Here is a 22,310-nt window from a genome sequence, read left to right as displayed (position 1 = left end):
CTTACTTGCCGCCCGGCAAGTGACCCCCGATGGATCGTGGCTCCCCCTGGGCCCGGAATCCGGCCCCGGTCCATCCTGGCCTCCTGACCTGCCCCGACGCCTCGTGCTCCGGGTGGAGATCCCTCCCCCTCAGGGTGGATCCGCCCCCTTACCCCAAGAAGGAGGACCCGCCTACCCCAAGAAGGAGGATCCGCCCCCGGGGCGCGGGGAGAACCCCGCCTCCGCCCTGTTCCACCGCCCTGACCCGCCCCTGACCTGGGCTCGGGGAACCCCGAGACCTACCCTGAGCCCCGGTGCGCGATGATTCACCGCATGACCACCTTCGACGAGCCGCGCGCCCGGGCCCTGCTCACCACCGCCTGCGCCGCCGCCGGGCTGCCCGCACCGGCGGACGCCCGGCTGCTGGCCCTCGGCGAGAACGCCGTCTTCGACCTCGGGGACCCCGCCGTGGTCGCCAAGGTCGGACGCGGCCCCGAACTCACCGAGCGCGCCCGCCGCGAGCTGGCCGTCGCCGACTGGCTCGGGCGGCAGGACGTGCCCGTGGTCCGCCCGTACCTGGCCGAGCCGCTGGTCGCGGACGGACACCCCGTCACCTTCTGGCACCGGCTCGCTCCCGCCGTCCGGGCCGCGGCGCCCGCCGACCTCGCCCCGCTGCTGCGCGCCCTGCACCGGCTGCCCGCGCCGCCGTTCACGCTCGGCCGCCGTGACCTGCTCGCCCCCGTCGAGCGCTGGCTGGCGAGCGCCGACGGCCACATCGACCCGGCGGACGCCGCCTTCCTGCGCGAGCGCAAGGCCGGCTTCGCCGCGGCGATCGCGGACCTCGCCCCGCAGCTGCCGCCCGGCGTGATCCACGGCGACGCCCTGCCGCGCAACGTCCACCTGACCGCCGACGGGCCGGTCCTGCTCGACCTGGAGAACGTCTCCCACGACCTGCGCGAGCACGACCTGGTGGTGCTGGCCCTCAGCCACGACCGCTACGGCGTCCCCGCCGAGGACTACCTCGCCTTCACCGCCGCCTACGGCTGGGACGTCCGCGACTGGCCCGGGTTCGCCGTGCTGCGCGGCGCCCGGGAGACCGCCAGTGCCTCCTGGGTCGCCCAGCAGGTCCCGGGCAACCAGGCCGCCCTCACCGAGTTCCGCCGCCGGGTGGCCTCGCTCCGGGACGGGGCGACCGCGGTGCGCTGGTACCCCTTCTGAGCGTCCCTCGATCCCCTCGATCCCCTTCCGCAACAAGGGCCGTTTCCACACGCACCGCCGGAACCGCGCCCCGACGGCGATCGTCGTACCGGTTGCCGCCCGCACTCCCCCGGGCAGCCGGTACGACGTCAGGAGCCGTTGCCATGCGGATACCCAGTCCTCGGTCACCGCTCGTCCACGCACTCGGGTACGGTCTGGCCGCACTGCTCGCGCCCGCCCTGCTCGCAGCCTGCGGCCCCGCCGACCCCCACGCCGCCGGGGCGGCGACGCCCGGCACTTCGGCCGGCGCCGGCTCCTCGGCCGCGTCCCCGTCCGGCACGGGCTCCCCATCCGGTCCGAGCCCCGCCTCCCCCGCCCCGGGCAGGACCTCCACGACCCCCGCCGCGGGCACCGGGTCCACACCGCACACCGGTGTCCCGGCCGGGAGTCCGACACCCGCACCGCCACCGGTGTCCTCGGGCGGTCCGAGCTCGATCGTGTACCGCACCGCCTCCGGCGGCCGCTCGGTCGCGCTCACCTTCGACGACGGCCCCAGCCAGTACACCGGGCAGATCCTCGACCTGCTCGCCCAGTACGGTGCGCACGCCACGTTCTGCGAGATCGGCCCGCAGGCGAGCGCCCGGCCGGCCGTCGTGAAGCGCATCCTGGCCGAGGGGCACCGCCTCTGCGACCACACCGTCCACCACCCCCAGCCGATGCACACGCTGTCGCACGAGCGGCAGACGTACGAGATCACGGCGGCGAAGGAGATGATCGCCAAGGCGGGCGGGCCGGGTACCCGGATCTCCTGGTTCCGTGCGCCCGGTGGGGACTTCAGCGCCGAGAACCGGCAGATCGCTGTTCAGAACGGGCTGCGCCCGCTCGGCTGGTCGGTCGACACCCGCGACTGGTCCCGCCCCGGGGTCGCCTCGATCGTCGCCGCCGTGCAGCACGACCTCAGGCCCGGCGGGGTGGTCCTCATGCACGACGGCGGCGGCGACCGCAGCCAGACCGTCGCCGCCCTCCGCCAGCTCCTCCCCTGGCTCACCGCCCACGGCTACGGCTTCGACTTCCCCGCCGACTGAGCCCGCGGGGCGCGGAGTGCCGCGCGCCGCAGCGCCCTGCCCTGCCCTGCCCTGCCCTGCCCTGCCGGGATCCGTACGGCCAACCACCCACCGCGCCACCGGACTTGGACCCACTACGCCGCACGCCTCCCCGCCCCGGCGGGGAGGCCCGGAGCTCCCGGGCCCCCGCCGGGGTCAGCGCAGCGGCCAGCGCGGGTCGATGACGGCTTCGGTGTCCTTGCCCTTGCGCAGCCAGGCCTGGAGACCCTCGGCCCAGGCCCGGTGCCAGTCGATCTGACGCTCGTGCAGCTGCGCGGCGGTCAGATCGCCCACCTGGGCGGGGTAGCGCTCGCCGAGGGCGACGGCGACCCGGACGGCGGCCAGGGCGTCACTGCCCGCCTCGTGGGCGTCGGCCAGCTCGACCCCGTACACCTCGCAGACGTGCTGGAGCGTGCGGGAGCCCTTGCGGTAGCGGTCCACCGAGCGGTCGATCACCAGGGGGTCCACCACCGATCCGACGCTGCCGCCGAGGCGCTCGGCGAGGGCGGGCCGGCCGTGGCGGCGCAGCTCGGCGTCGAGCAGGGAGAGGTCGAAGGGGGCGTTGAAGGCGACCATGGGACGGCCGAGCGCCAGCCGGTCGCAGAGGGCGGTGGCTATCTCCTCGACGGCCTCGGCGGCCGGGCGGCCGTGGCCGCGGGCGTGTTCGTCGGTGATGCCGTGGATCGCGGCGGCCTCGGCCGGGATCGGCACGCCGGGATCCACCAGCCAGCCGAACGACTTCTCGACCCGACCGCCGAGGGTGTCCACCAGGGCCGCGGTGACGATCCTCGACTGCGCCGGGTCGGTACCCGTGGTCTCCAGGTCGAAGCCGACCAGTGGCTCCTTCCACCAGCTCATCCTGGGTGTCCTTCCGTCCGTTCGCCGTGGTCTGCCCCTCATCATCGCGGGTGCCTGTGACAGCCGGAACGGCGCGGGCCGAGACCGAGCGGCCCCGGCACGGCGCGGGCCGAGACCGAGCGGCCCCGGCACGGTCGGTGCCGGGGCCGCTGCGGGGCCGGGGGGCGGTGGTCAGACGGCGGCGAAGAGCCCGCGGCCGAGCCAATCGGCGTTGTCCTTGACGCCGGGCAGCGCGAAGAAGTAGCCGCCGCCGGTGGGCGATATGTAGTCGACCAGCGGCTCGTCGATCAGGCGGGTCTGGGTGGCCTCGAACTGCCGCACCACGTCCTGCTGGTAGCAGCAGAAGGCCAGACCCATATCGAGGTTGCCGACGTTGTCGACGCCGCGGTCGTAGTTGAAGCCGCGGCGCAGGATGCGCGAGTCGTCGGTCTTGTCGGTGCGCGGGTTGGCGAGCCGGATGTGCGCGGTCAGCGGGATGGCGCTGCCGTCCGGGTCCTTGGCGTAGTCGGGTGCGTCGGTCTCGTTGGCGCCGTCGAGCGGAGCACCGGTGTCCTTGCGGCGGCCGAACATCTGCTCCTGCTCGGCGAGCGAGACCCGGTCCCAGAACTCGACCAGCATCCGGATGATCCTGATGACCTGGTAGCTGCCGCCGACCGCCCAGCCGGGCTCGCCCATCCCCTCGGTGACCCAGACCAGCTTGTCCATCTCCCGGGAGGAGGTGGTGTCGGGGTTGGCGATGCCGTCCTTGAAGCCGAGCAGGTTGCGCTGGGCGCCGTCCGGACGGCTGGGGCTCTGGAAACCGTCGATCCGCCACTTGATCTGCATCGCGCCGCGGGTGTGCCGGGCGATGTCGCGCAGCGCGTGCAGCACGGTGTCCTGGCTGTCCGCGCAGATCTGCAGCGAGAGGTCGCCGTGCAGTTCGGCGGCGTTCAGGTTGTCGTTGGGGAAGGTCCTCATCGGGGCGAGCTTGACCGGCTTCGCCTTGGCCAGACCGAAGCGGTCGTCGAAGAGCGAGGCTCCGACGCCGACCGTGACGGTCAGGTTGTCACTCGGCAGCACCGGGCCGAGGATGCCGCTGTCGGAGGGCGGGGCGCCGACACCGAGGTCCGGCGGGGTGCCGCCGGCGGTGAGGAAGCGGATCCGGTCGGTCAGGGTGTGGAACAGGTCCTCCAGCGCCTTGCGGTCCTTCGCGACCACCTCGCAGGAGACGAAGAGCGCGTAGCCGGGGGCGGGCGTGGTGATGCCGGCCTGGTGCTCGCCCTGGAAGGGGACGGCCCCGTTCTTCGGCCGGCCCGGGCCGTCGGCGGTGGCCGGGGTCGCGCCGAGGGTGAGCACGCCCCCGGCGACGGCGGCGGCGCCGGCGCCCGCACCGAGCGCGGCCTTGACGAAGCTGCGGCGGCCGGAGCCACCGAAGCCGAAGGGGCACGAGCCGGTGACAGCGGGCTGGTCGGTCATCAGGCGGCCTTCCGGATCTCAAGCAGGGTGGGGACGTTGGCGAGGTCTTCGAGCAGCTGGCCGCTGACGCCGTTCAGCTGGCGGCGGGCCGTGGGGGTGAGCTGGTCCACGGGGGTCCAGCTGCCGTCCGGGCGGTGGGCCGCGTCGAGCAGCCCGCCGATCTGGGCCATGCCGGCGTCGATCCTGGTCAGCAGCTCGGGTGCGCGCGGCTGGAGCAGCGGCTGGAGGACGGTCAGCAGCTCCTTCGTGCCCGCGACATTGGCCTGGGCGGTCGCCAGGTTGGTGCCGCTGCCCTGGTCGGTGTCCCCGGTGAGCTCGAACTGCAGGGTGTTCTCAAGAATTTCGTGGGTGCGCAGCGGAAGGTCGGTGGGGTCGAACTTCTGGGTGGGGAAGTCCTTGCCGAGGCCCTCCACGTCGCTGACCAACTGGTCGGCCACCGGGGTCAGGTCGGCGGCGCTCTGGTTGTGCCACAGGCCGTACTCCAGGCGCAGGAAGCCGGTGAAGTCCTTGTCCTGTGCCTTGTCCGGCAGGCCGTCGGGGCGGCCGTCGATCTTCTTGTCGAAGTCGGCGAAGGTGCCGTAGGCGGCGCCGAGCGAGGCGTACTGGGTGTGGGCGGTGAGCCAGTCGGTGCGGGCGGCGTCCAGGTTGCCCTCGTGGATGTCCGACTGCAGCCGCTGGCTCTGCGTCAGCAGGGTGGCCAGGCCCTTGGCGACGTACGCCTTGTACGCGGCGAGCGGGGCGTCGAGGTCGCCCGCGGCGACCGGGACGACGGCCTTGATCTCGGCGCCGCCGGTGACGTGCACGCTCGCGGAGGTGACGGACTTTCCGCCGGTCGGGACGCAGCGCCAGGCGTAGTCGCCGGAGCCTATGGTGGCGGTCAGCGCGCGGGTGGTGCCGGGGGCCAGGCCCTCGATCTCGCCGTAGACGGCGCCGCTGCCCGGGTTGATCAGGTAGACCTCGGAGGCCTTGTTGCCGGTGTTGTGCATCTGGAACACCTGCCGGCCGGGCTGCGGGGTGGTGAAGCCCTTGCCGCAGTCCTCCTCGGAGACCGAGACGGTGGAGCTGCCGGCGGGCTTGCCGCCGCTGACCGCGATCACCGCGCCCGCGACCACGGCGGGGACGGCGACCAGCGCCGCGGGGACCAGCCAGCGCGGACGGCCGCCCCGGGCGGGCGCCGGAGCATCGGCGGGCTCGGCCTCGGCCGGGTCAGCCTCGACCGGCTCGGCCTCGGCCTGCTCGGTTTCGGCGGGCTTGCTCTCGGCGGGCTTGCTCTCGGCGGGCTTGGCCTCGGCGGGCTTGGCCTCGGCGGGCTTGGCCTCGGCGGGCTTGGCCTCGGCGGGCTTGGGCGCCGCCGTCAGCCGGACGCCCTGGACGAACAGCGTCATCACGATCGACAGGTAGGCCACATAGGCCACCACCTGGACGACGGTCATGGTGACGGTCAGGTTGAGCACGCCCTGGACCAGGGTCGCGTACCAGGACGAGGCGTCGATGTGCTTGCCGAGATCGAAGGCGTACGCGGTGCCGCCGCCCAGCACGCCCGACTCCTGCAGGTCGCGCAGGCCGTAGCTGAGCACACCGGCCGCGATGACGATCAGTACGGCGCCGGTCCAGGTGAAGAACTTGGTGAGGTTGATCTTCAGCACCCGGCGGTACAGCGCCCAGCAGAGTCCGGTGGCCAGGACCAGGCCGGCCGCCGCGCCGACCAGCGGGCCGGTGGACTCGTTGGCGGTCTGGATGGTGCTCCACAGGAAGAGCGAAGTCTCCAGGCCCTCCCGGCCGACGGCCAGGAAGCTGGTGAGGACCAGCGTGCCGGCGCCCATCGCGAGCGCGGCGGTGACCTTCTCGCGGATCTCCGAGGAGAGGTTGCGCGCGGACTTGCGCATCCAGAACACCATCGCGGTGACGAAGCAGACCGCGATCAGGCTGAGCGTTCCGCCGAAGGCCTCCTGGGCGGGGCCGGAGAGCTTGGCGGCGGTGAAGGTCAGCACCGAGCCGAAGCTCAGGGCGAGTGCCACGGCGGCCGCGACACCGGTCCAGACCTGCGGCAGCCGGGCCTTCTGGCCGGAGCGCACCAGGGTGGCCACCAGGATGGAAACGATCAGCCCCGCTTCCAGACCCTCACGTAGGCCGATCAGGAAACTGGGAAACGCGTCGTCCCACATGTCGAGGGCTCTCCTCTCCGGGTGCGGCCCGGCAGTGCCTGTTCTCAGAAACGACGCCCCGGACAGGAACTGTCCAGGGCGCCGGGCACTTAGCTTAGGCGTGCCTTAGTAATGAGAGGGTCAAGTGCTCCTATGGGGATGGTAAAACCCGAGGCAGGCTCGGCTCTGCAGACGGCCGGAGCCCCATCAGGGATGCCGGGAACCGGGCGGCCCACCGCCCACATCCGCGACGTCCTCCCGCGAGGCCCCGCCCCGGCATGCCGGCCCGATCCCTCGCCGGGCGGGCCTCAGGACACCGGCCGGGAGTCCGTCCAGACCCCCTCGAACTCCTCGCGGTAGATCTCCAGCAGCCCGGCCTCCTGGCCGCCCGGCTGCTGTCCGGCACCGCCGCGCAGCACCAGGGCCGGGGACTCGATGCCCCGGGAGCGCCGGAGGTAGGGCTGGACCACGCCGAGGCCGTCCGAGCGCCGCCGGCCGCCGGCCGAGGCCACCGAGCGGGGGCCCTCCACCAGGTAGGCGGTGAAGCGCGGAGTCTCGTCGAACACCCGGATCTCGAAGCCGCCCTGGTCGCGCAGACGGGCCCGCACCCGGCGTACGTGCATGATGTTCATCTCGATCGAGCGGGCCAACTCGCCTCGGCCGAGCCCGAGTTCGCGCTCCCTGCGGCGCACCGCGCTGCTCGCCGGATTGAGGAAGAGCAGCCGCACCCGGCAGCCTTCGGAGGCGAGCCGGACGAGCCGCTTGCCGGTGTAGTTCTGGCAGAGCATGCCGAGCCCGATGCCGATCGCGTCCAGCCTCCGGGCGCCGTCCAGCAGGTCCTCCACCGGCAGGTCGCGCTGGAGCCTGACCCGGTCCGGGTGCACCGCGACCACGTCCGCGTAGCGGCCGGCGATCAGCTGCTCGACCACGTCGGCCGGCACCCCGCCGGCACCGCCGTCCAGCAGCGCGAGTAGCCGGGCGGCCGCCCGTTCGGTCTGGGCCAGCACGGTCTGCGAGAGGCTGCGGTTGCGCGAGACCACGTGCCGGGCGACCTCCAGCTCGTCCAGCGCCAGTTCGACCTCGCGGCGGTCCAGCACGTACGGCTCGAACAGGGGCCAGTGCTGCACCATCAGCTCGCGCAGCTGGGGCAGGGTGAGGAAGACCAGCGGATCGTCGTCGGCCGGGTCCAGCAGATAGCCCTTGCGGCGGCTGACCTCGCGGACCGCACCGGCCCGGTAGACCCACTCCTCGCCGGCCGGCCCCGCGGCGGCGGTCACCCAGTCCTCGCCGTGGGCGGGGGTGTAGACGGGCCGCAGCACCTCGCCGACCAGGGCACGCAGCCGCTGCTCGACCAGGTTGAGCCAGACGTAAGCGCGCCCCGCCAGCCGGACGCGCTGGTGGGCCAGCTCCCACTGGTCGGCGGACCAGGCGAGGGCCGGGCCGTCGGGCGGCCCGGACTGGACGGGGACGGCGATCCGGCCGGGCGAGGACGTGTGCATGACCACCGTCGGCGCCTCGCTCCGCCCGGGGCCCTCGGGGCCGCCCCGGCCGTCTGCGGGGACCACCATGCGCTACCTCACCTCTCGGTCCGACTCACCGTGCGTGACGGACCATCCGCTGACACAGTCTCAACCCTGGCGGTCCTGGCAGGGCCTGTCTCCGCATGGGGTCCGGAGCGTGCCGGACGATCAAGGGTACTGCGCACGCGCCGCGCGACGCAGCCCGTTGACCGGACAACGACCCTCTCGGAGACGGGTCGTGACACAACGCGAGCGGTTCGCTACCGGTCCGCGGACACCCGTTCGGGCGAACAACGAACGAATGAGCACGGTTGGCGGTCGGCCGTTGGAGAGGATGCCCCGTGTGCCGTACATCACGGTGCAGCCGGGCCGCACATGGTGGAGCATTTCGCGGCGCGAGCCCGTTCAAGCACCAATTGCCGTCATTCCGAGGTGAGTTGAGGCATATGCAGGTCTGGCCAGGGCAGCCGTACCCGCTCGGCGCCACATACGACGGCGCCGGCACCAACTTCGCGGTGTTCTCCGAGAGCGCCGACCGGATCGAACTCTGCCTGCTCGGCGAGGACGGTTCGGAGACGGCCGTCGAGCTGCGGGAGACGGACGCCTTCGTCCGGCACGCCTACCTCCCGGGGGTCCAGCCCGGCCAGCGGTACGGCTTCCGCGTGCACGGCCCGCACAACCCGGGCCTGGGCCAGCGGCACAACAGCGCCAAGCTGCTGCTGGACCCCTACGCCAAAGCGATGAGCGGTCACATCGACTGGGACGAGTCCGTCTACGGCTACCACTTCGGCGCCCCCGAGCGCCGCAACGACCTGGACTCCGCCCCGCACACCATGCACTCGGTGGTCATCAATCCGTACTTCGACTGGGGCACCGACCGGCCGCCGCGCACCGACTACCACCGCACGGTGCTCTACGAGGCCCATGTGAAGGGGCTGACCAAGCTCCACCCGGGCATCCCGGAGGAGATCAGGGGCACCTACGCGGGCCTCGCCCACCCCGGGGTGATCGAGCACCTGGCGAAGCTGGGCATCACCGCGATCGAGCTGATGCCGGTGCACCAGTTCGTCCGCGACCACCGGCTGCGGGACCTGGGCCTGTCCAACTACTGGGGCTACAACACCATCGGCTACTTCGCCCCGCACTCCTCGTACTCCTCCGGCGGCGACCGGGGCCAGCAGGTGCAGGAGTTCAAGTCGATGGTCAAGTCGCTGCACGCGGCCGGGATCGAGGTGATCCTGGACGTCGTCTACAACCACACCGCCGAGGGCAGCCACCTGGGCCCCACCCTCTCCTTCCGGGGCCTGGACAACGCCTCCTACTACCGGCTGGCCAAGGACCGCCGCTTCTACGAGGACACCACCGGCACCGGCAACAGCCTGCTGATGCGCAGCCCGCACGTGCTCCAGATGATCATGGACTCGCTGCGCTACTGGGTCACCGAGATGCACGTCGACGGCTTCCGCTTCGACCTCGCGGCCACGCTGGCACGGCAGTTCCACGAGGTGGACCGGCTCTCCTCGTTCTTCGACCTGGTCCAGCAGGACCCGATCGTCTCCCAGGCCAAGCTGATCGCCGAGCCCTGGGACCTGGGCGAGGGCGGCTACCAGGTCGGCAACTTCCCGCCGCTGTGGACCGAGTGGAACGGCATGTACCGGGACACCGTCCGCGACCTGTGGCGCGGCGAGGCCGCCACGCTGGCCGAGTTCGGCTCCCGGCTGACCGGCTCCTCCGACCTCTACCAGGACGACGGCCGCCGGCCCATCGCCTCGATCAACTTCGTCACCTGCCACGACGGTTTCACCCTGCGCGACCTGGTCTCCCACAACGAGAAGCACAACGAGGCCAACCACGAGGAGAACCGGGACGGCGAGTCCTTCAACCGCTCCTGGAACTGCGGCGCGGAGGGCGAGAGCGACGACCTCGCGGTACTGGAGCTGCGCGCCCGCCAGCAGCGGAACTTCATCGCCACCCTGATGCTCTCCCAGGGCGTGCCGATGCTGGCCCACGGCGACGAACTCGGCCGCACCCAGCTCGGCAACAACAACGCCTACTGCCAGGACAACGAACTCACCTGGGTGCACTGGCCCGAGCAGGACGGCCCCCAGGCGCGGCTGCTGGAGTTCACCCAGGGCATGATCTGGCTCCGCCGCGACCACCCGGTCTTCCGGCGCCGCCGGTTCTTCCACGGCCGCCCGGTCTCCGGCACCCACAACGACCTCACCGACATCGCCTGGTTCACCCCCGCCGGCGAGGAGATGACCAAGGGGGACTGGGACACCAGCTACGCCAAGTCGCTGACGGTCTTCCTGAACGGCGACGCCATCTCCGAGCCGGACCGGCGCGGCGGGAAGATCGTGGACGACTCCTTCCTGCTGATGTTCAACGCCCACTCCGAAGCGCTGGATTTCACCGTCCCCGCCGACCACGGCGAGGTCTGGCAGGTCGTGGTGGACACCACGCTGCCCGTGCTGCCCGCCCCGGGCACCGGGAGCAAGGTCAAGGCCGGCGACAGCTGCCGGCTCACCGACCACTCGCTGCTGGTGCTGCGGCGGTCCGCCTGAACGGCGCACCACGCTGCTTGGACCATTCACACCAAGGCGGCCATAGCGGCCCCCGAGCCCGGGTAGGCATCCCCCCATGACATCCGCCGCCGTATCCCACCCGACGGCCAGCTACCGGCTCCAGCTCCAGCCGGGGTTCACCCTGCACGACGCCGAGCACGCGGTCTCCTACCTCGCCGCGCTCGGCGTCTCCCATCTGCACCTGTCACCGCTGCTGGAGGCCGTACCCGGCTCCACCCACGGCTACGACACCGTCGACCACGGCCGGATCAGCGAGCAGCTCGGCGGCGAGCGCGCCCTGCGGTCCCTGGCCGCCGAGGCGCACCGGCACGGCCTGCGCCTGATCGCCGACGTGGTCCCCAACCACATGGCGCTCCCGGTGCCCGAGCAGCTCAACCAGCCGCTCTGGCAGGTGCTGCGGGACGGCCCGGACTCCGGCTACGCGCACTGGTTCGACATCGACTGGACCGCCCAGCCGGGACCGGCCGACGCCCCGGAGCGCGGCCGGCTGCTGCTGCCCCTGCTGGGCGACCGACTCGGCGCGGTACTGGGCCGGTTGGAGACCGACGGGGAGGTGCTGCGCTACCACGAGCACGCCTTCCCGCTCCGCCCCGGCACCGCCCACCTGCCGCTGCCCGAGCTGCTGAACCACCAGTGGTACCGGCTGGCCTGGTGGCAGCTGGCCAGCGCCGAGCTGAACTACCGGCGGTTCTTCACCGTCAACGAGCTGATCGCGGTCCGGGTCGAGGTGCCCGAGGTCTTCGAGGCCACCCACCGCACCCTGCTGCGGCTGCACGCCGACGGCGTCCTGGACGGCTTCCGGATCGACCACCCGGACGGCCTGGCCGATCCGCGCGGCTACCTGGAGCGGCTCGCCGAGGCCACCGGCGGTGCGTACACCGTGGTCGAGAAGATCCTCACCGGCCCGGAGCGGCTGCCCGCCGACTGGCCGTGCGCGGGCACCACCGGCTACGACGCGCTGCGCCGGATCGACGGCGTGCTCACCGACCACGCGGGCGCCGAGCAGCTGATCACGGCCTACCGGCGGGACACCGGCGCCGGTACGGCGGTGGCCGCCGCCACCCGGGGGCGGGCCGAACTCACCACCCCCGACGGCGAACTGGCCACCGAGCTGGACCGTCTGGTGCGGCTGGTGCAGCGGATCTGCGCCGCCGAGCCCGAGCTCTGTGACCACGCGCCGTGGACCGTCCGGGAGACGCTGCGCCACCTGCTGACGGCCTACCCCGTGTACCGGCCCTACGTCCGGCCGGGCGAGAGCGCGCCCGAGGAGTCGGTGGCACAGGTCCAGGCGGCGCTCGGGGCCGCCCCGCCGCAGCTGCTGGACCTGCCCGGGGCAGAGGCGACCGTCGTGCTGGTCCGCGATCTGGTGCTCGGACGGCTGGGGCGCACGGTGGCGAAGGACGAGTTCTGCACCCGCTTCGCGCAGACCGCCTCGGCGGTGGCCGCCAAGGGGGTGGAGGACACCGCCTTCTACCGCTGGAACGCCCTGCTGAGCCTGAACGAGGTCGGCGGAGAGCCCTCGCGCCCGGGCCTGAGACCGGCCGAGTTCCACGACTGGTGCCGGGAGCTGGAACAGCACTGGCCGTACTCGATGACCGTGCTGTCCACCCATGACACCAAGCGCAGCGCCGACGCCCGGGCCCGGCTCGCGGTCCTGGCCGAGCTGCCCGGCCTCTGGACCGACGAGTGCCTGGCCTGGACGGGCTCGGCCGGCTTCTGCCCGGACCGCAGCACCGCCTGGCTGCTGTGGCAGACCCTGGTGGCCGGCTGGCCGCTGTCCGCCGACCGGCTGGTGTCCGTGCTGCTGAAGTCGGCCCGGGAGGCGAAGCTGCACACCTCCTGGACCGCGCCCGACACCCGCTTCGAGAAGGCGCTGACCGACTACGCGCACGCTGTGTTCGCCAACCCCGGACTCTGCCCGAGGATCGCCGGCTTCGTCGCGATGATCTCCCCCTACGCGCGCAGCAACACCCTGGCCGCGGCCCTGCTGCACCTCACCGTGCCGGGCGTGCCCGACCTCTACCAGGGCGGCGAGGAGCCGCTGTACACCCTGGTGGACCCGGACAACCGGGCCCCGGTGGACCTCCTGGCACTGGCGGTCCGCCTGACCGACTCCGCCACCGACCGGCCGCACGACCTGGCCAGGGAGAAGCTGCACCTGACCACCACCGCCCTGCACCTGCGCCGCGACCGCCCGCTCGGGCCCTACCGCCCGCTGACCGCGAGGGGCCCGGCCGCCGCCCATCTGCTGGCCTTCGCCCGCGGCCCGGAGCTGGTCACCGCCGTGACCAGGCTGCCGTACGGGCTCGAACGGCGGGGCGGCTGGCGGGAGACCGAGCTGGAGCTGCCCGAGGGGCGGTGGGTCGACGAACTGACCCAGCGCCACGTCCCGGGCGGCGCCCTGCCGGCGGCCGTGCTGTTCGAGCGGTACCCGGTCGCGCTGCTCCGCGCCGAGCGGGGTGGGAGCCGGTGAACACGTACCGGGTCTGGGCCCCCGAGGCCACCCTGGTGGAGGTCGACGTGGACGGCGTCGCGCACCCGATGGCGCCGGACACCCGGCGGCTCGGCTGGTGGCAGGGCGAGGCGCCGATCGGCGACTACGGCTTCCGGCTGGACGGCGGCCCGCCGCTGCCGGACCCGCGTTCACCGCGCCAGCCGTACGGGCCCGACGGGTTGAGCCGCCCGGTGGCGCACGAGGAGTTCCGCTGGTCGGAGGGCCCGGACGTCTCATGGCACGGGCGGGCGCTGCCCGGCTGCGTGGTCTACGAGCTGCACATCGGCACCTTCACCTCCGCCGGGACCTTCGACGCGGCGGCCGAACGCCTGGGCCACCTGGTCGAGCTCGGCGTGGACTTCGTGGAGCTGATGCCCGTCTGCCCGTTCCCCGGGCGCAGCGGCTGGGGGTACGACGGGGTCGCGCTCTGGGCGGTGCACGAACCCTACGGCGGCCCGGACGGTCTGAAGCGCTTCGTGGACAGGGCCCACCTCCTGGGCCTCGGCGTCATCCTGGACGTGGTCCACAACCACCTCGGCCCGTCCGGGAACCATCTGCCCGCCTTCGGCCCGTACTTCACCGACCGGCACCACACCCCGTGGGGAGCGGCGGTCAACCTGGACGCACCGGGGTCCGACGAGGTGCGGGACTTCCTGATCGGCAGCGCGCTGGCCTGGCTGCGGGACTACCGGGTGGACGGGCTGCGGCTGGACGCGGTGCACGCCCTGGTGGACGGCCGGGCACTGCACTTCCTGGAGGAACTCGGCTGCGCGGTCACCGAGTTGGGTGAGGCCACCGGGCGGCCGCTGTTCCTGGTCGCCGAATCCGACCTCAACGATCCCCGGGTGACCGATCCGCGCCAGTCGGGCGGGTTCGGGCTGACCGCGCAGTGGAGCGACGACTTCCACCACGCGCTGCACGTGGTGCTGACCGGCGAGAGCCAGGGCTACTACGCCGACTTCGCGCGCCGGCCACTGGCCGCCCTGGCCAAGACCCTGACCTGCGGCTACTTCCACGACGGCGGCTGGTCCTCGTTCCGGGGGCGCCGCCACGGGCGGCCGTTCCCCCCGGCCTTCGGACACCGGCTGCTGGGCTATCTGCAGACCCACGACCAGATCGGCAACCGGGCCGCCGGCGACCGGATCTCCGCCGCCCTCTCCCCCGGGCGGCTGGCCGCCGGCGCGGCGCTGGTGCTCACCTCACCGTTCACACCGATGCTCTTCATGGGCGAGGAGTGGGGCGCCACCACGCCCTGGCGGTACTTCACCGACCACACCGACCCGGCCCTCGCCGATGCCGTACGGGAGGGCAGGCGACGGGAGTTCACCGAGTTCGGCTGGGCGGCGGAGGAGGTGCCCGACCCGCAGGCGCCCGCGACGGTGCTGGCCTCCGTCCTGGACTGGACCGAGCCCCGGCGGGAGCCGCACCTCGGACTGCTGGACTGGTACCGGCGGTTGATCCGGCTGCGGCGGACCCACCCCGAGCTGGCCGACCCCGACCTGTCGGCCGTCCGGGTCGCGTACGACGAGGAGGAGGGCTGGCTGGTGGTGCACCGGGGCCCGTACCGCGTGGTGGTCAACCTCGGCGGGACGGCCCCGCGTTCGGTGATGCTGGACCGGCCCTACGCGGGGACGCCGGCCCTGTTCGGGGACTGCTGGCCGGGCGACGCGGAGAACTCGCTCTTCCTCGCCCCCGACTCGGTCGCGGTGATCCAGGTCGACTGACCCCCCAGGGAGCGGGCGGCGCACCAGGCGAAAGGCCCGTCACCACAGGTGGCTGGTGATGCGGTCGCGCAGACCGGCCGCGTCCAGGCCGTAGGCGGCGAGGTGCTCGGGGATCGAGCCGTAGTGGCGGTGCTCCTCGCGGGGGACGCCGAGGCCCAGGACCCGGTGCGGGCGGTCGGCCAGAGCCGCGTGGGCCTCGTTGGCGGAGGTGCCCGCCAGGTAGGGCTCGACCAGGACCACGTCCGGCCGCTCCCCCAGGGCGGCACGCAGACCGGCCGCGTCGAAGGGACGGACCGTGGCGGCGTAGAGCACGGTGACGTCCAGCCCCTCGGTGGCGTCGAGCACCGCGTCCAGCATCGGCCCGACCGCCAGCACCACCCCGTGCCTCCCCTCCCGCACCCGCAGGAACCGGCCCGGCGTGACCGGCCGGGCGTCCGCGTTCTGGTGGACGGAGAGCCGGACGTACACCTTGGTGTCGCCGTCCGCCGCCGCGTGCCGCAGCAGGGTCTCCGCCTCGTCCGGGTGGCCGGGCACGTGGACCGTCCAGCCGGGCAGGGTGTCGAGCAGCGCGACGTCCCCCGGCGCCATGTGGGTACGGCCACCGGCCGGCCAGTCGTATGAACCCGCGGCGCTGACCAGCACCGCGCCGACGCCCTGGTGCTCAAGGTCCAGCTTGACCTGCTCGAAGGGGCGTTCCACCAGGAAGCTGGCGAAGGTGTGGGCGATCGGCCGCATCCCGGTCAGCGCCATCCCGCCGGCGGCGCCGATCAGCAGCTGCTCCCGGATCCCGACGTTGATCACCCGGTCGGGGTGGCGGCGGGCGGCCTCGGTGAAGGAGGCCGCGCTGATGTCGGCGAGCAGCAGGGCGATCCTGGGGTCCTGGTCGAGCAGGTCGGCGGTGACGTCGAAGAAGCGCTCACGCATGGTTTCCATCGGTGGTCTCTCTCGGCTGGGAGGGGCGGGGCTCGGGACTGGAGGAGGACTCAGGAGTCCTTGGGCTCGACGCGGGCGACGACGGCGTGCGGACGGCCCGGGTGCGGCGCGGTGTACGCCCGGTACAGGGCCTGGTGGTCGCGCCCGTCCACGGTGACCGTGGACCAGCCCTCGGCCTCGAAGCGGGAGGCGATTCCGCCGCGCCAGCCGTGGGTGGCCGAGGAGTTGTCGACGGCCACCACGTGCAGCCGCTCCAGCCCGGCGGCGCCCGCGAAGGCGACCGCCTCGTGGTTGCTGCCCTCGTCGAACTCGGCGTCCCCGATCAGCACCCACACCGCCTGGTCCGTCAGCCCCTGGGCGCGCAGGCCCAGCGCGGTGCCCACCGCCAGCGGCAGCCCGTGGCCGAGCGATCCCGAGGAGATCTCGGCGCCGGGGACCAGCAGCCGGTCCGGGTGGTGGCCGAGCGGCGAGTCGTACGCGCCGAAGCCGGCGAGGACCTCCGGGTCCAGGAAGCCCTTGGCGGCCAGAATCGCGTAGTAGGCCATCGGGCCATGGCCCTTGGAGAGCAGGAAACGGTCGCGGTCCGGGCTGCCGGCGGTCTCGGGGGAGACGCGGAGCACCCGGTCGTAGAGCACCCAGAGGGCGTCGAGGGTGGAGGTGGCGGCCGGTCCGTGCTTCTCGTCGCCGGTCATCCTGGACATCAGCCCGGGGAGGTCGCCGAAGCCGTACGGGTGCGAGGAGCGGCTTCGCCGGGGAGTGGTCTCTGCGGTGGTCATGGATAGAGCGTGCAACTTGAAGCCGACTTCAGGTCAAGCGCTATTCTCGGGCCCATGGCACTCTCCAGGCACGACCTCCTCACCATCGGCCAGCTCGCCGAACGCAGTGGGCTGGCCGCCTCGGCGCTGCGCTACTACGAGAAGCTCGGACTGATCCACGCCGAGCGCACCGCCGGCAACCAGCGCCGCTACGCCCGTGCCACGCTGCGCCGGATCGCCTTCGTCCGGGCCGCCCAGCGGGTCGGCCTCTCCCTGGAGGAGGCCCGCACCGCACTCGACCGGCTGCCCGTGGACCGGGCGCCCAGCACCACCGAGTGGAGCGGGGTGGCCCAGTCCTGGCAGTCCCGGATCGACCGGCAGATCGCCGAACTGGAGCTGCTGAAGTCCAAGTTGACGGGCTGTATCGGCTGCGGCTGCCTCTCCCTGACGCGCTGCGCCCTCTACAACGCCGAGGACCGCGCCGCCGCCGCCGGCTCCGGAGCGCGCTATCTGCTCACCCGGGATCCGTCCGACGGACCGGAACCGCACCCGCCGGACGGATCGTCCATCTATGCTGCGTGCCAGGACACCTAGCAGTCACGGGGAAGTCGCGGGGGAACGGGATTCGACATGACCGACCATCAGAACATCTCGCTGGACTGGATGTCGTCCGAGGGCAGTGAGCTGCGCCCGCCCGCCGACCTGCGCCCCGAGATACCCCACCCCGCCCGGATGTACGACTACTACCTCGGTGGGAAGGACAACTTCCCCGCCGACCGGGAGGCCGCCGAGCGGGTCATGGCGCTCGGGCCGGTGGTGCGGATCAGCGCCCGCGCCAACCGCGCCTTCCTGCAGCGGGCCGTCCGCCACCTCTCCGAGCTGGGCGTCAAGCAGTTCCTGGACATCGGCACCGGCATCCCGACCGCCGGCAACACCCATGAGATCGCCCAGCGGGTGCACCCCGACGCCAAGGTCGTCTACCTGGACAACGACCCGATCGTGCTGGTGCACAGCCGCGCCCTGCTCGCGGCCGGCCACGGCACCGCCGTCGTCGTCGACGGCGACCTGCGCCGGCCCGCCGCCATCCTGGACGACCCCGAGGTGCGCAGGGCCATCGACTTCGGACAGCCGGTGGCCCTGCTGCTCTGCGCGGTCCTGCACTTCGTCGACGACGCCGAGGACCCGCACGGAATCGTCCGGCAGCTGGTCGACGCGCTGCCCTCCGGCAGCTATCTCGCGCTCTCGCACGGCACTTCGGAGTTCCTCCCGCCCGCCGACCGCGGCAGGGGCGCGGCCGTCTACCGCACCGCCTCCGCCCGGCTGACCCCTCGCGACCGGGAGCAGGTGCTGCGCTTCTTCGACGGCCTGGAACTGCTGGAGCCCGGGCTGGTCACCGCCCCGTTCTGGCGCCCCGACCAGGAGGCCAGGGGCGCCGAGACCACCGCCGCGATCTGGGCCGGCGTCGCCCGCAAGCCGTGAGTCCGCGCCACCCGGGGCCGTTCACGCGGCGGCGGGCTCCCCGGCGAGGGGGCGACCGCTCGCGCGGCTCCCTACCCGCGCGCCTTGAGACGGGCCCAGACCTCCCGGACCCTGGGGGCCAGTTCCGTCAGCGACCCGCTGTTGTCGATCACCAGGTCGGCGACCGCGAGCCGTTCCTCGCGGGAGGCCTGGGCCGCCATCCGGGCCTTGGCCTCCGCCTCGGCCATGCCGCGCAGGCGCACCAGCCTCTCGAGCCGCACCTCGTCCTCGACGTCGATCACGATCACCAGGTCGTACAGCGGCGCCAGCCCGTTCTCGGCGAGCAGCGGCACATCGTGGACCACGATGTCCTCGGGCCCCGCCGCGGCCTCCAGTTCGGCCGAGCGCGCCCGGACCAGCGGGTGGACGATCGCGTTGAGCGCCGCCAGCCGCGCCGGGTCGGCGAAGACCACCGCGCCGAGCGCGGGGCGGTCGAGCGAGCCGTCCTCCCGGAGGATCCCGGGACCGAACTCCTCGACCACCGCGGCCAGCCCCTCGGTGCCCGGTGCCACCACCTCACGGGCGATCAGGTCGGAGTCCACGATCACCGCACCCAGTGCGGCGAGTTGCCGTGACACCTCGCTCTTGCCCGCGCCGATCCCGCCCGTCAGTCCGATCCTCAGCATGCCGCCAGGCTACCGCCGCCGTCCGGGCGCCTTGACGGCGGATGAGCCCGCGAACGGCGGGTGAACATCGCACCCCCGGCCGGCGAACAGTACGGACGGCGCGCCCGGAAACACGGGGAGGCCGCACGCCGGCCGCCGGAGCCGGCCGTTCGCCCCGGTTAGGGTGCCGGGCGTACCCCTGCCTGCCGCTCGTCCCCTTGGAGTCACCCGTGTCCAGCCTGTGGCCCGCCGGCCCCCGCCGCGTCCTGGTCGTCGGTATCGACGGCGTCCGTCTCGACCTGCTGCCCGGGCTGCACACCCCGCATCTGGACTCGGTCGCCGCCGCGGGCTTCCTCGCCCCCGTCCAGGTGGACGAGGCGACCCCGACCATGTCGGGCCCGTGCTGGGCGACCATCGTCACCGGGGTCGGGGTGGCCAAGCACGGTGTGCTCGGCAACCACCTGGGCGGCAACCGGCTGGACGTCTTCCCGGACTTCACCACCCGGCTGGCCGCCGTGCACCGTCGCCGGACCTTCGCCGTGGGCGGCTGGGAGCCGCTGTTCCTGGCCCGCAGCGGCGGCCCGCTGTTCGCCGCGCCGAGCCGGCTGTCGTACATAGCGCCGCTGGAGGACACCCCCGAGGCCTGGGAGGTCTGCGACGAGCGGGTCACCGCGGAGGCGGTGCACGTACTGGGCGGCGAGGACCGGCCGCAGGCGTCCTTCGTCTACCTCGGCGCGGTCGACGAGACCGCGCACTTCCTCGGCTGCGGTGAGGAGTACCGCCGCTCGATCGAGGCCGCCGACGCCCGCCTGGGCCGACTGCTGGCGGCGATCGGGAGCCACCCGGACGAGGAGTGGACGGTCATCGTGGTGACCGACCACGGGCATGTCGACCAGGGCGGCCACGGCGGCCGCAGCGAACTCGAGCGCACCGCCTGGATCGCCGCCCAGGGCCCCGGCATCACCCCGGGCGCACCGGTCGGGCCGCTGCACCACACCGACGTCGCCGCACACGTCTACGCCGCGCTGGAGATCGTCCCGGACCCGCACTGGACCCTGGACGGCCGCCCCTTCACCCAGGCCGAAACTCCGGCTACCCTCAGCTGACACCCAGCCTTCACTCATCTGACTCGTCGTCACAATCCTGTGACGAAGGTGTGCCGAAAACCAGGTATTGGCTTTACCGGGACCGACGTATGGTCGGCCCATGCCACGCAGAACGCCGAACGGTCTCCGCAAGAACATAAGCCTCAGCGCCAGCTTCATCGGCGCCTGCGTGGTGGGGGGCGTGCTGGCCGCGGGGCTCGTGCTGCCCGCGGTCGGCGCCGCCGGTCTGGGCGCTCAGTCGGCGGTGCAGAACTTCGACAGCCTGCCGGACGACTTCAAGACCCCGCCGCTCTCGCAGGCGTCCACCATCTACGACGCCGAGGGCGGTGTGATCGCCACCGTCTACGACCGGGACCGTACGGTCGTGCCGAGCAACCAGATATCCCCGCTGGTGAAGACCGCACTGGTGGACATCGAGGACAACCGCTTCTACCAGCACGGCGCGATCGACCTGAAGGGCGTACTGCGCGCCCTCAACACCAACGCCAGCTCCGGAGGCACCTCGCAGGGCGGCTCGACCCTCACCCAGCAGTACGTGAAGAACGTCTTCGTCGAGGAGGCCGGGGACGACCCGGCCAAGGTCCGGGAGGCCCAACGGGCCACCCTCGACCGGAAGATCAAGGAACTCAAGTACGCGATCAAGGTCGAGGAGACCCTCAGCAAGGACCAGATCCTCACCAACTACCTCAACATCACCTTCTTCGGTGAGCGGGCCTACGGCATCGAGGCCGCCTCCGAGCGCTACTTCAGCGTCCACGCGAGCGAGTTGAGCCTGCCGCAGGCCGCGCTGCTGGCCGGTCTGGAGCAGTCGCCCACCAACTACGACCCGACCGTCCACCCGACCCAGGCCAAACAGCGCCGGGACACCGTGCTGCGCAAGATGGCCGAGATGGGGCACATCACCCAGCAGCAGGCCCAGGACGCCATCAACTCCGATCTCGACCTGAAGGTCACCCGCCCCCACCAGGGCTGCATCACCGCGCAGTTGGGCGAGGGCTTCTTCTGCGACTACGTACACCGCACGGTGCTCTCCAACCCCGCCTTCGGGCGGACCGCCGACGAGCGCCAGGCCCTGTGGAGCCGCGGCGGTCTGCAGATCCACACCACGCTACTCCCGAAGGACCAGAAGGCGGTCCAGGACGCGGTCACCAACCACGCGGACGCCACCGACAAGCCGGCCGCGGTGATGACCCTGGTCCAGCCGGGCACCGGCAAGATCCTCGGCATGGCGCAGAGCCGTCCGTACGGGGTGGACGACAACCAGACCCAGATCAACCTGAACGTGCCGAAGAGCATGGGCGGCGGCCTGGGCTACCCGACCGGCTCGACCTTCAAGCCGATCGTCGCGGCGGCCGCACTGGAGGCCGGCTACGGCATGAGCACCTCCTACAACACGCCCTACAGCATTCCGTGGCCCACGATGACGGACTGCTCGGGCAAGGTCTGGAAGAACCTCGGCGACGTGCACAACGACGCCACCACGCTGGCCGGGAACTTCTCGATGCCGGACGCGATGGCCCAGTCGGTCAACACCTACTTCGCCGAGCTGGAGCACGGCGCCGGGCTGTGCAACGTCGCCCAGATGGCCAACAAGCTGGGCATCACCCAGCAGGCCGGCGGCGAGAAGCTCGCCGTGGTGCCCTCGATGGTCCTCGGCAGCAACGACCTGACCCCGCTGGAGATGGCCGAGGTGTACGCCACCTTCGCCGCGCACGGCACCTACTGCTCGCCGACCGCGATCACCTCGGTCACCGCGCCCGGCGGAAAGAGCCTGAGCGTGCCGCAGGCCGACTGCACCCAGGCGATGACCCCGGACACCGCCGACAGCATCACCTACATGCTCAAGGGCGTGGTCCAGGACGGCACCGGCAAGACGGTCGGCCTCAGCGACCGGGACAACGCGGGCAAGACGGGTACCACCAACGACAGCAAGCAGGTCTGGTTCGTCGGCTACACCCCCGACCTGGCCGGGGCCACCGTGGTCGGCGACACCGTCAGCCCGAAGCCGCTGGAGGGGCAGCGGATGGGCGGCGACTACCTCTCGAACGTCTTCGGTGGCACGGTCGCCGGTCCGATCTGGAAGGAGGCCATGGAGGGCTCCCTCGCCAATGTCGCGCCGAGCAGCTTCACCTCCATCCAGCCGCCCGTCACCAGCCCCGGCACCGGCTCGAACACCGACCCGGGCAGCCCGGCCGACCCCGGCAGCCCGACCGACCCCGGCACGCCGGCCGACCCGGGCAGCCCCTCCGACCCGGGCGACCCGAACAGCCCCGCGCAGCCGCAGAACCAGGGACAGTGACCACCGGCGCACCCGGAGGCGGCGGCCTCCCTCGC

At 72.6% G+C, this 22,310-nt stretch carries 16 protein-coding genes; 9 read left to right on the top strand and 7 right to left on the bottom strand.

Features of this window, described 5'->3' with window-relative positions:
• Positions 1-312 precede the first annotated feature (312 nt).
• Positions 313-1,197: a phosphotransferase gene (locus tag ACSMTC_RS28345; RefSeq protein WP_436562546.1), complete on the top strand. Its 885-nt coding sequence runs from the start codon at positions 313-315 to the stop codon at positions 1,195-1,197.
• 143 nt (positions 1,198-1,340) lie between these two features.
• Positions 1,341-2,261, top strand: coding sequence for a polysaccharide deacetylase family protein (locus ACSMTC_RS28340; protein ID WP_436562545.1), 921 nt, complete (start codon positions 1,341-1,343; stop codon positions 2,259-2,261).
• Between the two features lie 174 nt (positions 2,262-2,435).
• Here the strand turns inward: ACSMTC_RS28340 and ACSMTC_RS28335 are convergent, their stop codons facing one another.
• The 4 genes from ACSMTC_RS28335 to ACSMTC_RS28320 all read right to left on the bottom strand — a co-directional run bounded on the left by ACSMTC_RS28335 (position 2,436) and on the right by ACSMTC_RS28320 (position 8,304).
• Positions 2,436-3,137 (bottom strand): exonuclease domain-containing protein, encoded by a 702-nt coding sequence (locus ACSMTC_RS28335; RefSeq protein ID WP_436562544.1) that lies wholly within the window; start codon positions 3,135-3,137, stop codon positions 2,436-2,438.
• Positions 3,138-3,308: 171 nt separating this feature from the next.
• The gene (gene efeB / locus ACSMTC_RS28330; protein ID WP_436562543.1) at positions 3,309-4,592 is read right to left on the bottom strand and encodes an iron uptake transporter deferrochelatase/peroxidase subunit; all 1,284 of its coding nucleotides are present in this window, start codon (positions 4,590-4,592) and stop codon (positions 3,309-3,311) included.
• Positions 4,592-6,757 (bottom strand): iron uptake transporter permease EfeU, encoded by a 2,166-nt coding sequence (gene efeU / locus ACSMTC_RS28325; RefSeq protein WP_436562542.1) that lies wholly within the window; start codon positions 6,755-6,757, stop codon positions 4,592-4,594. The genes efeB and efeU overlap by 1 nt, the downstream gene beginning before the upstream one ends.
• Before the next feature lie 287 nt (positions 6,758-7,044).
• Positions 7,045-8,304: an SAV2148 family HEPN domain-containing protein gene (locus ACSMTC_RS28320; protein WP_436562541.1), complete on the bottom strand. Its 1,260-nt coding sequence runs from the start codon at positions 8,302-8,304 to the stop codon at positions 7,045-7,047.
• 398 nt (positions 8,305-8,702) lie between these two features.
• On the opposite strand from ACSMTC_RS28320, the gene glgX reads away from it, so the two are divergent.
• From glgX to treZ, 3 genes are all read left to right on the top strand, one after another.
• Positions 8,703-10,820: a glycogen debranching protein GlgX gene (gene glgX, locus ACSMTC_RS28315; RefSeq protein ID WP_436562540.1), complete on the top strand. Its 2,118-nt coding sequence runs from the start codon at positions 8,703-8,705 to the stop codon at positions 10,818-10,820.
• 76 nt (positions 10,821-10,896) lie between these two features.
• Positions 10,897-13,314, top strand: a complete 2,418-nt coding sequence (gene treY / locus ACSMTC_RS28310) for a malto-oligosyltrehalose synthase (RefSeq protein WP_436562539.1) — start codon at positions 10,897-10,899, stop codon at positions 13,312-13,314.
• A complete protein-coding gene (gene treZ, locus ACSMTC_RS28305) occupies positions 13,311-15,059 on the top strand; it encodes a malto-oligosyltrehalose trehalohydrolase (RefSeq protein ID WP_436562538.1) in 1,749 nt (582 codons plus the stop codon). Before treY ends, treZ begins: the two co-directional genes overlap by 4 nt.
• Before the next feature lie 39 nt (positions 15,060-15,098).
• Here the strand turns inward: treZ and ACSMTC_RS28300 are convergent, their stop codons facing one another.
• Complete coding sequence (locus tag ACSMTC_RS28300; RefSeq protein ID WP_436562537.1) at positions 15,099-15,992, bottom strand: transketolase family protein; 894 nt, start codon at positions 15,990-15,992, stop codon at positions 15,099-15,101.
• Between the two features lie 50 nt (positions 15,993-16,042).
• The gene (locus ACSMTC_RS28295) at positions 16,043-16,768 is read right to left on the bottom strand and encodes a transketolase (RefSeq protein WP_436562536.1); all 726 of its coding nucleotides are present in this window, start codon (positions 16,766-16,768) and stop codon (positions 16,043-16,045) included.
• 54 nt (positions 16,769-16,822) lie between these two features.
• Between ACSMTC_RS28295 and soxR the strand changes: the two genes are divergently transcribed.
• Positions 16,823-17,341, top strand: coding sequence for a redox-sensitive transcriptional activator SoxR (soxR, locus tag ACSMTC_RS28290; protein WP_436562535.1), 519 nt, complete (start codon positions 16,823-16,825; stop codon positions 17,339-17,341).
• Positions 17,342-17,377: 36 nt separating this feature from the next.
• A complete protein-coding gene (locus tag ACSMTC_RS28285) occupies positions 17,378-18,226 on the top strand; it encodes an SAM-dependent methyltransferase (RefSeq protein WP_436562534.1) in 849 nt (282 codons plus the stop codon).
• Positions 18,227-18,297: 71 nt separating this feature from the next.
• Here ACSMTC_RS28285 and coaE read toward each other — a convergent pair whose 3' ends face one another.
• A complete protein-coding gene (gene coaE / locus ACSMTC_RS28280) occupies positions 18,298-18,891 on the bottom strand; it encodes a dephospho-CoA kinase (protein WP_436562533.1) in 594 nt (197 codons plus the stop codon).
• A gap of 209 nt (positions 18,892-19,100) precedes the next feature.
• Here coaE and ACSMTC_RS28275 point away from each other — a divergent pair, with 209 nt between their 5' ends.
• A complete protein-coding gene (locus ACSMTC_RS28275; RefSeq protein ID WP_436562532.1) occupies positions 19,101-19,976 on the top strand; it encodes an alkaline phosphatase family protein in 876 nt (291 codons plus the stop codon).
• A gap of 100 nt (positions 19,977-20,076) precedes the next feature.
• The gene (locus tag ACSMTC_RS28270; RefSeq protein ID WP_436562531.1) at positions 20,077-22,275 is read left to right on the top strand and encodes a transglycosylase domain-containing protein; all 2,199 of its coding nucleotides are present in this window, start codon (positions 20,077-20,079) and stop codon (positions 22,273-22,275) included.
• The last annotated feature ends 35 nt before the right edge of the window (positions 22,276-22,310 follow it).

The sequence above is a fragment of the Kitasatospora sp. HPM-01-4 genome (assembly GCF_051374625.1).
Taxonomy (GTDB): Bacteria; Actinomycetota; Actinomycetes; order Streptomycetales; family Streptomycetaceae; genus Kitasatospora.
This window is presented reverse-complemented; position numbering and strand designations above follow the sequence as displayed.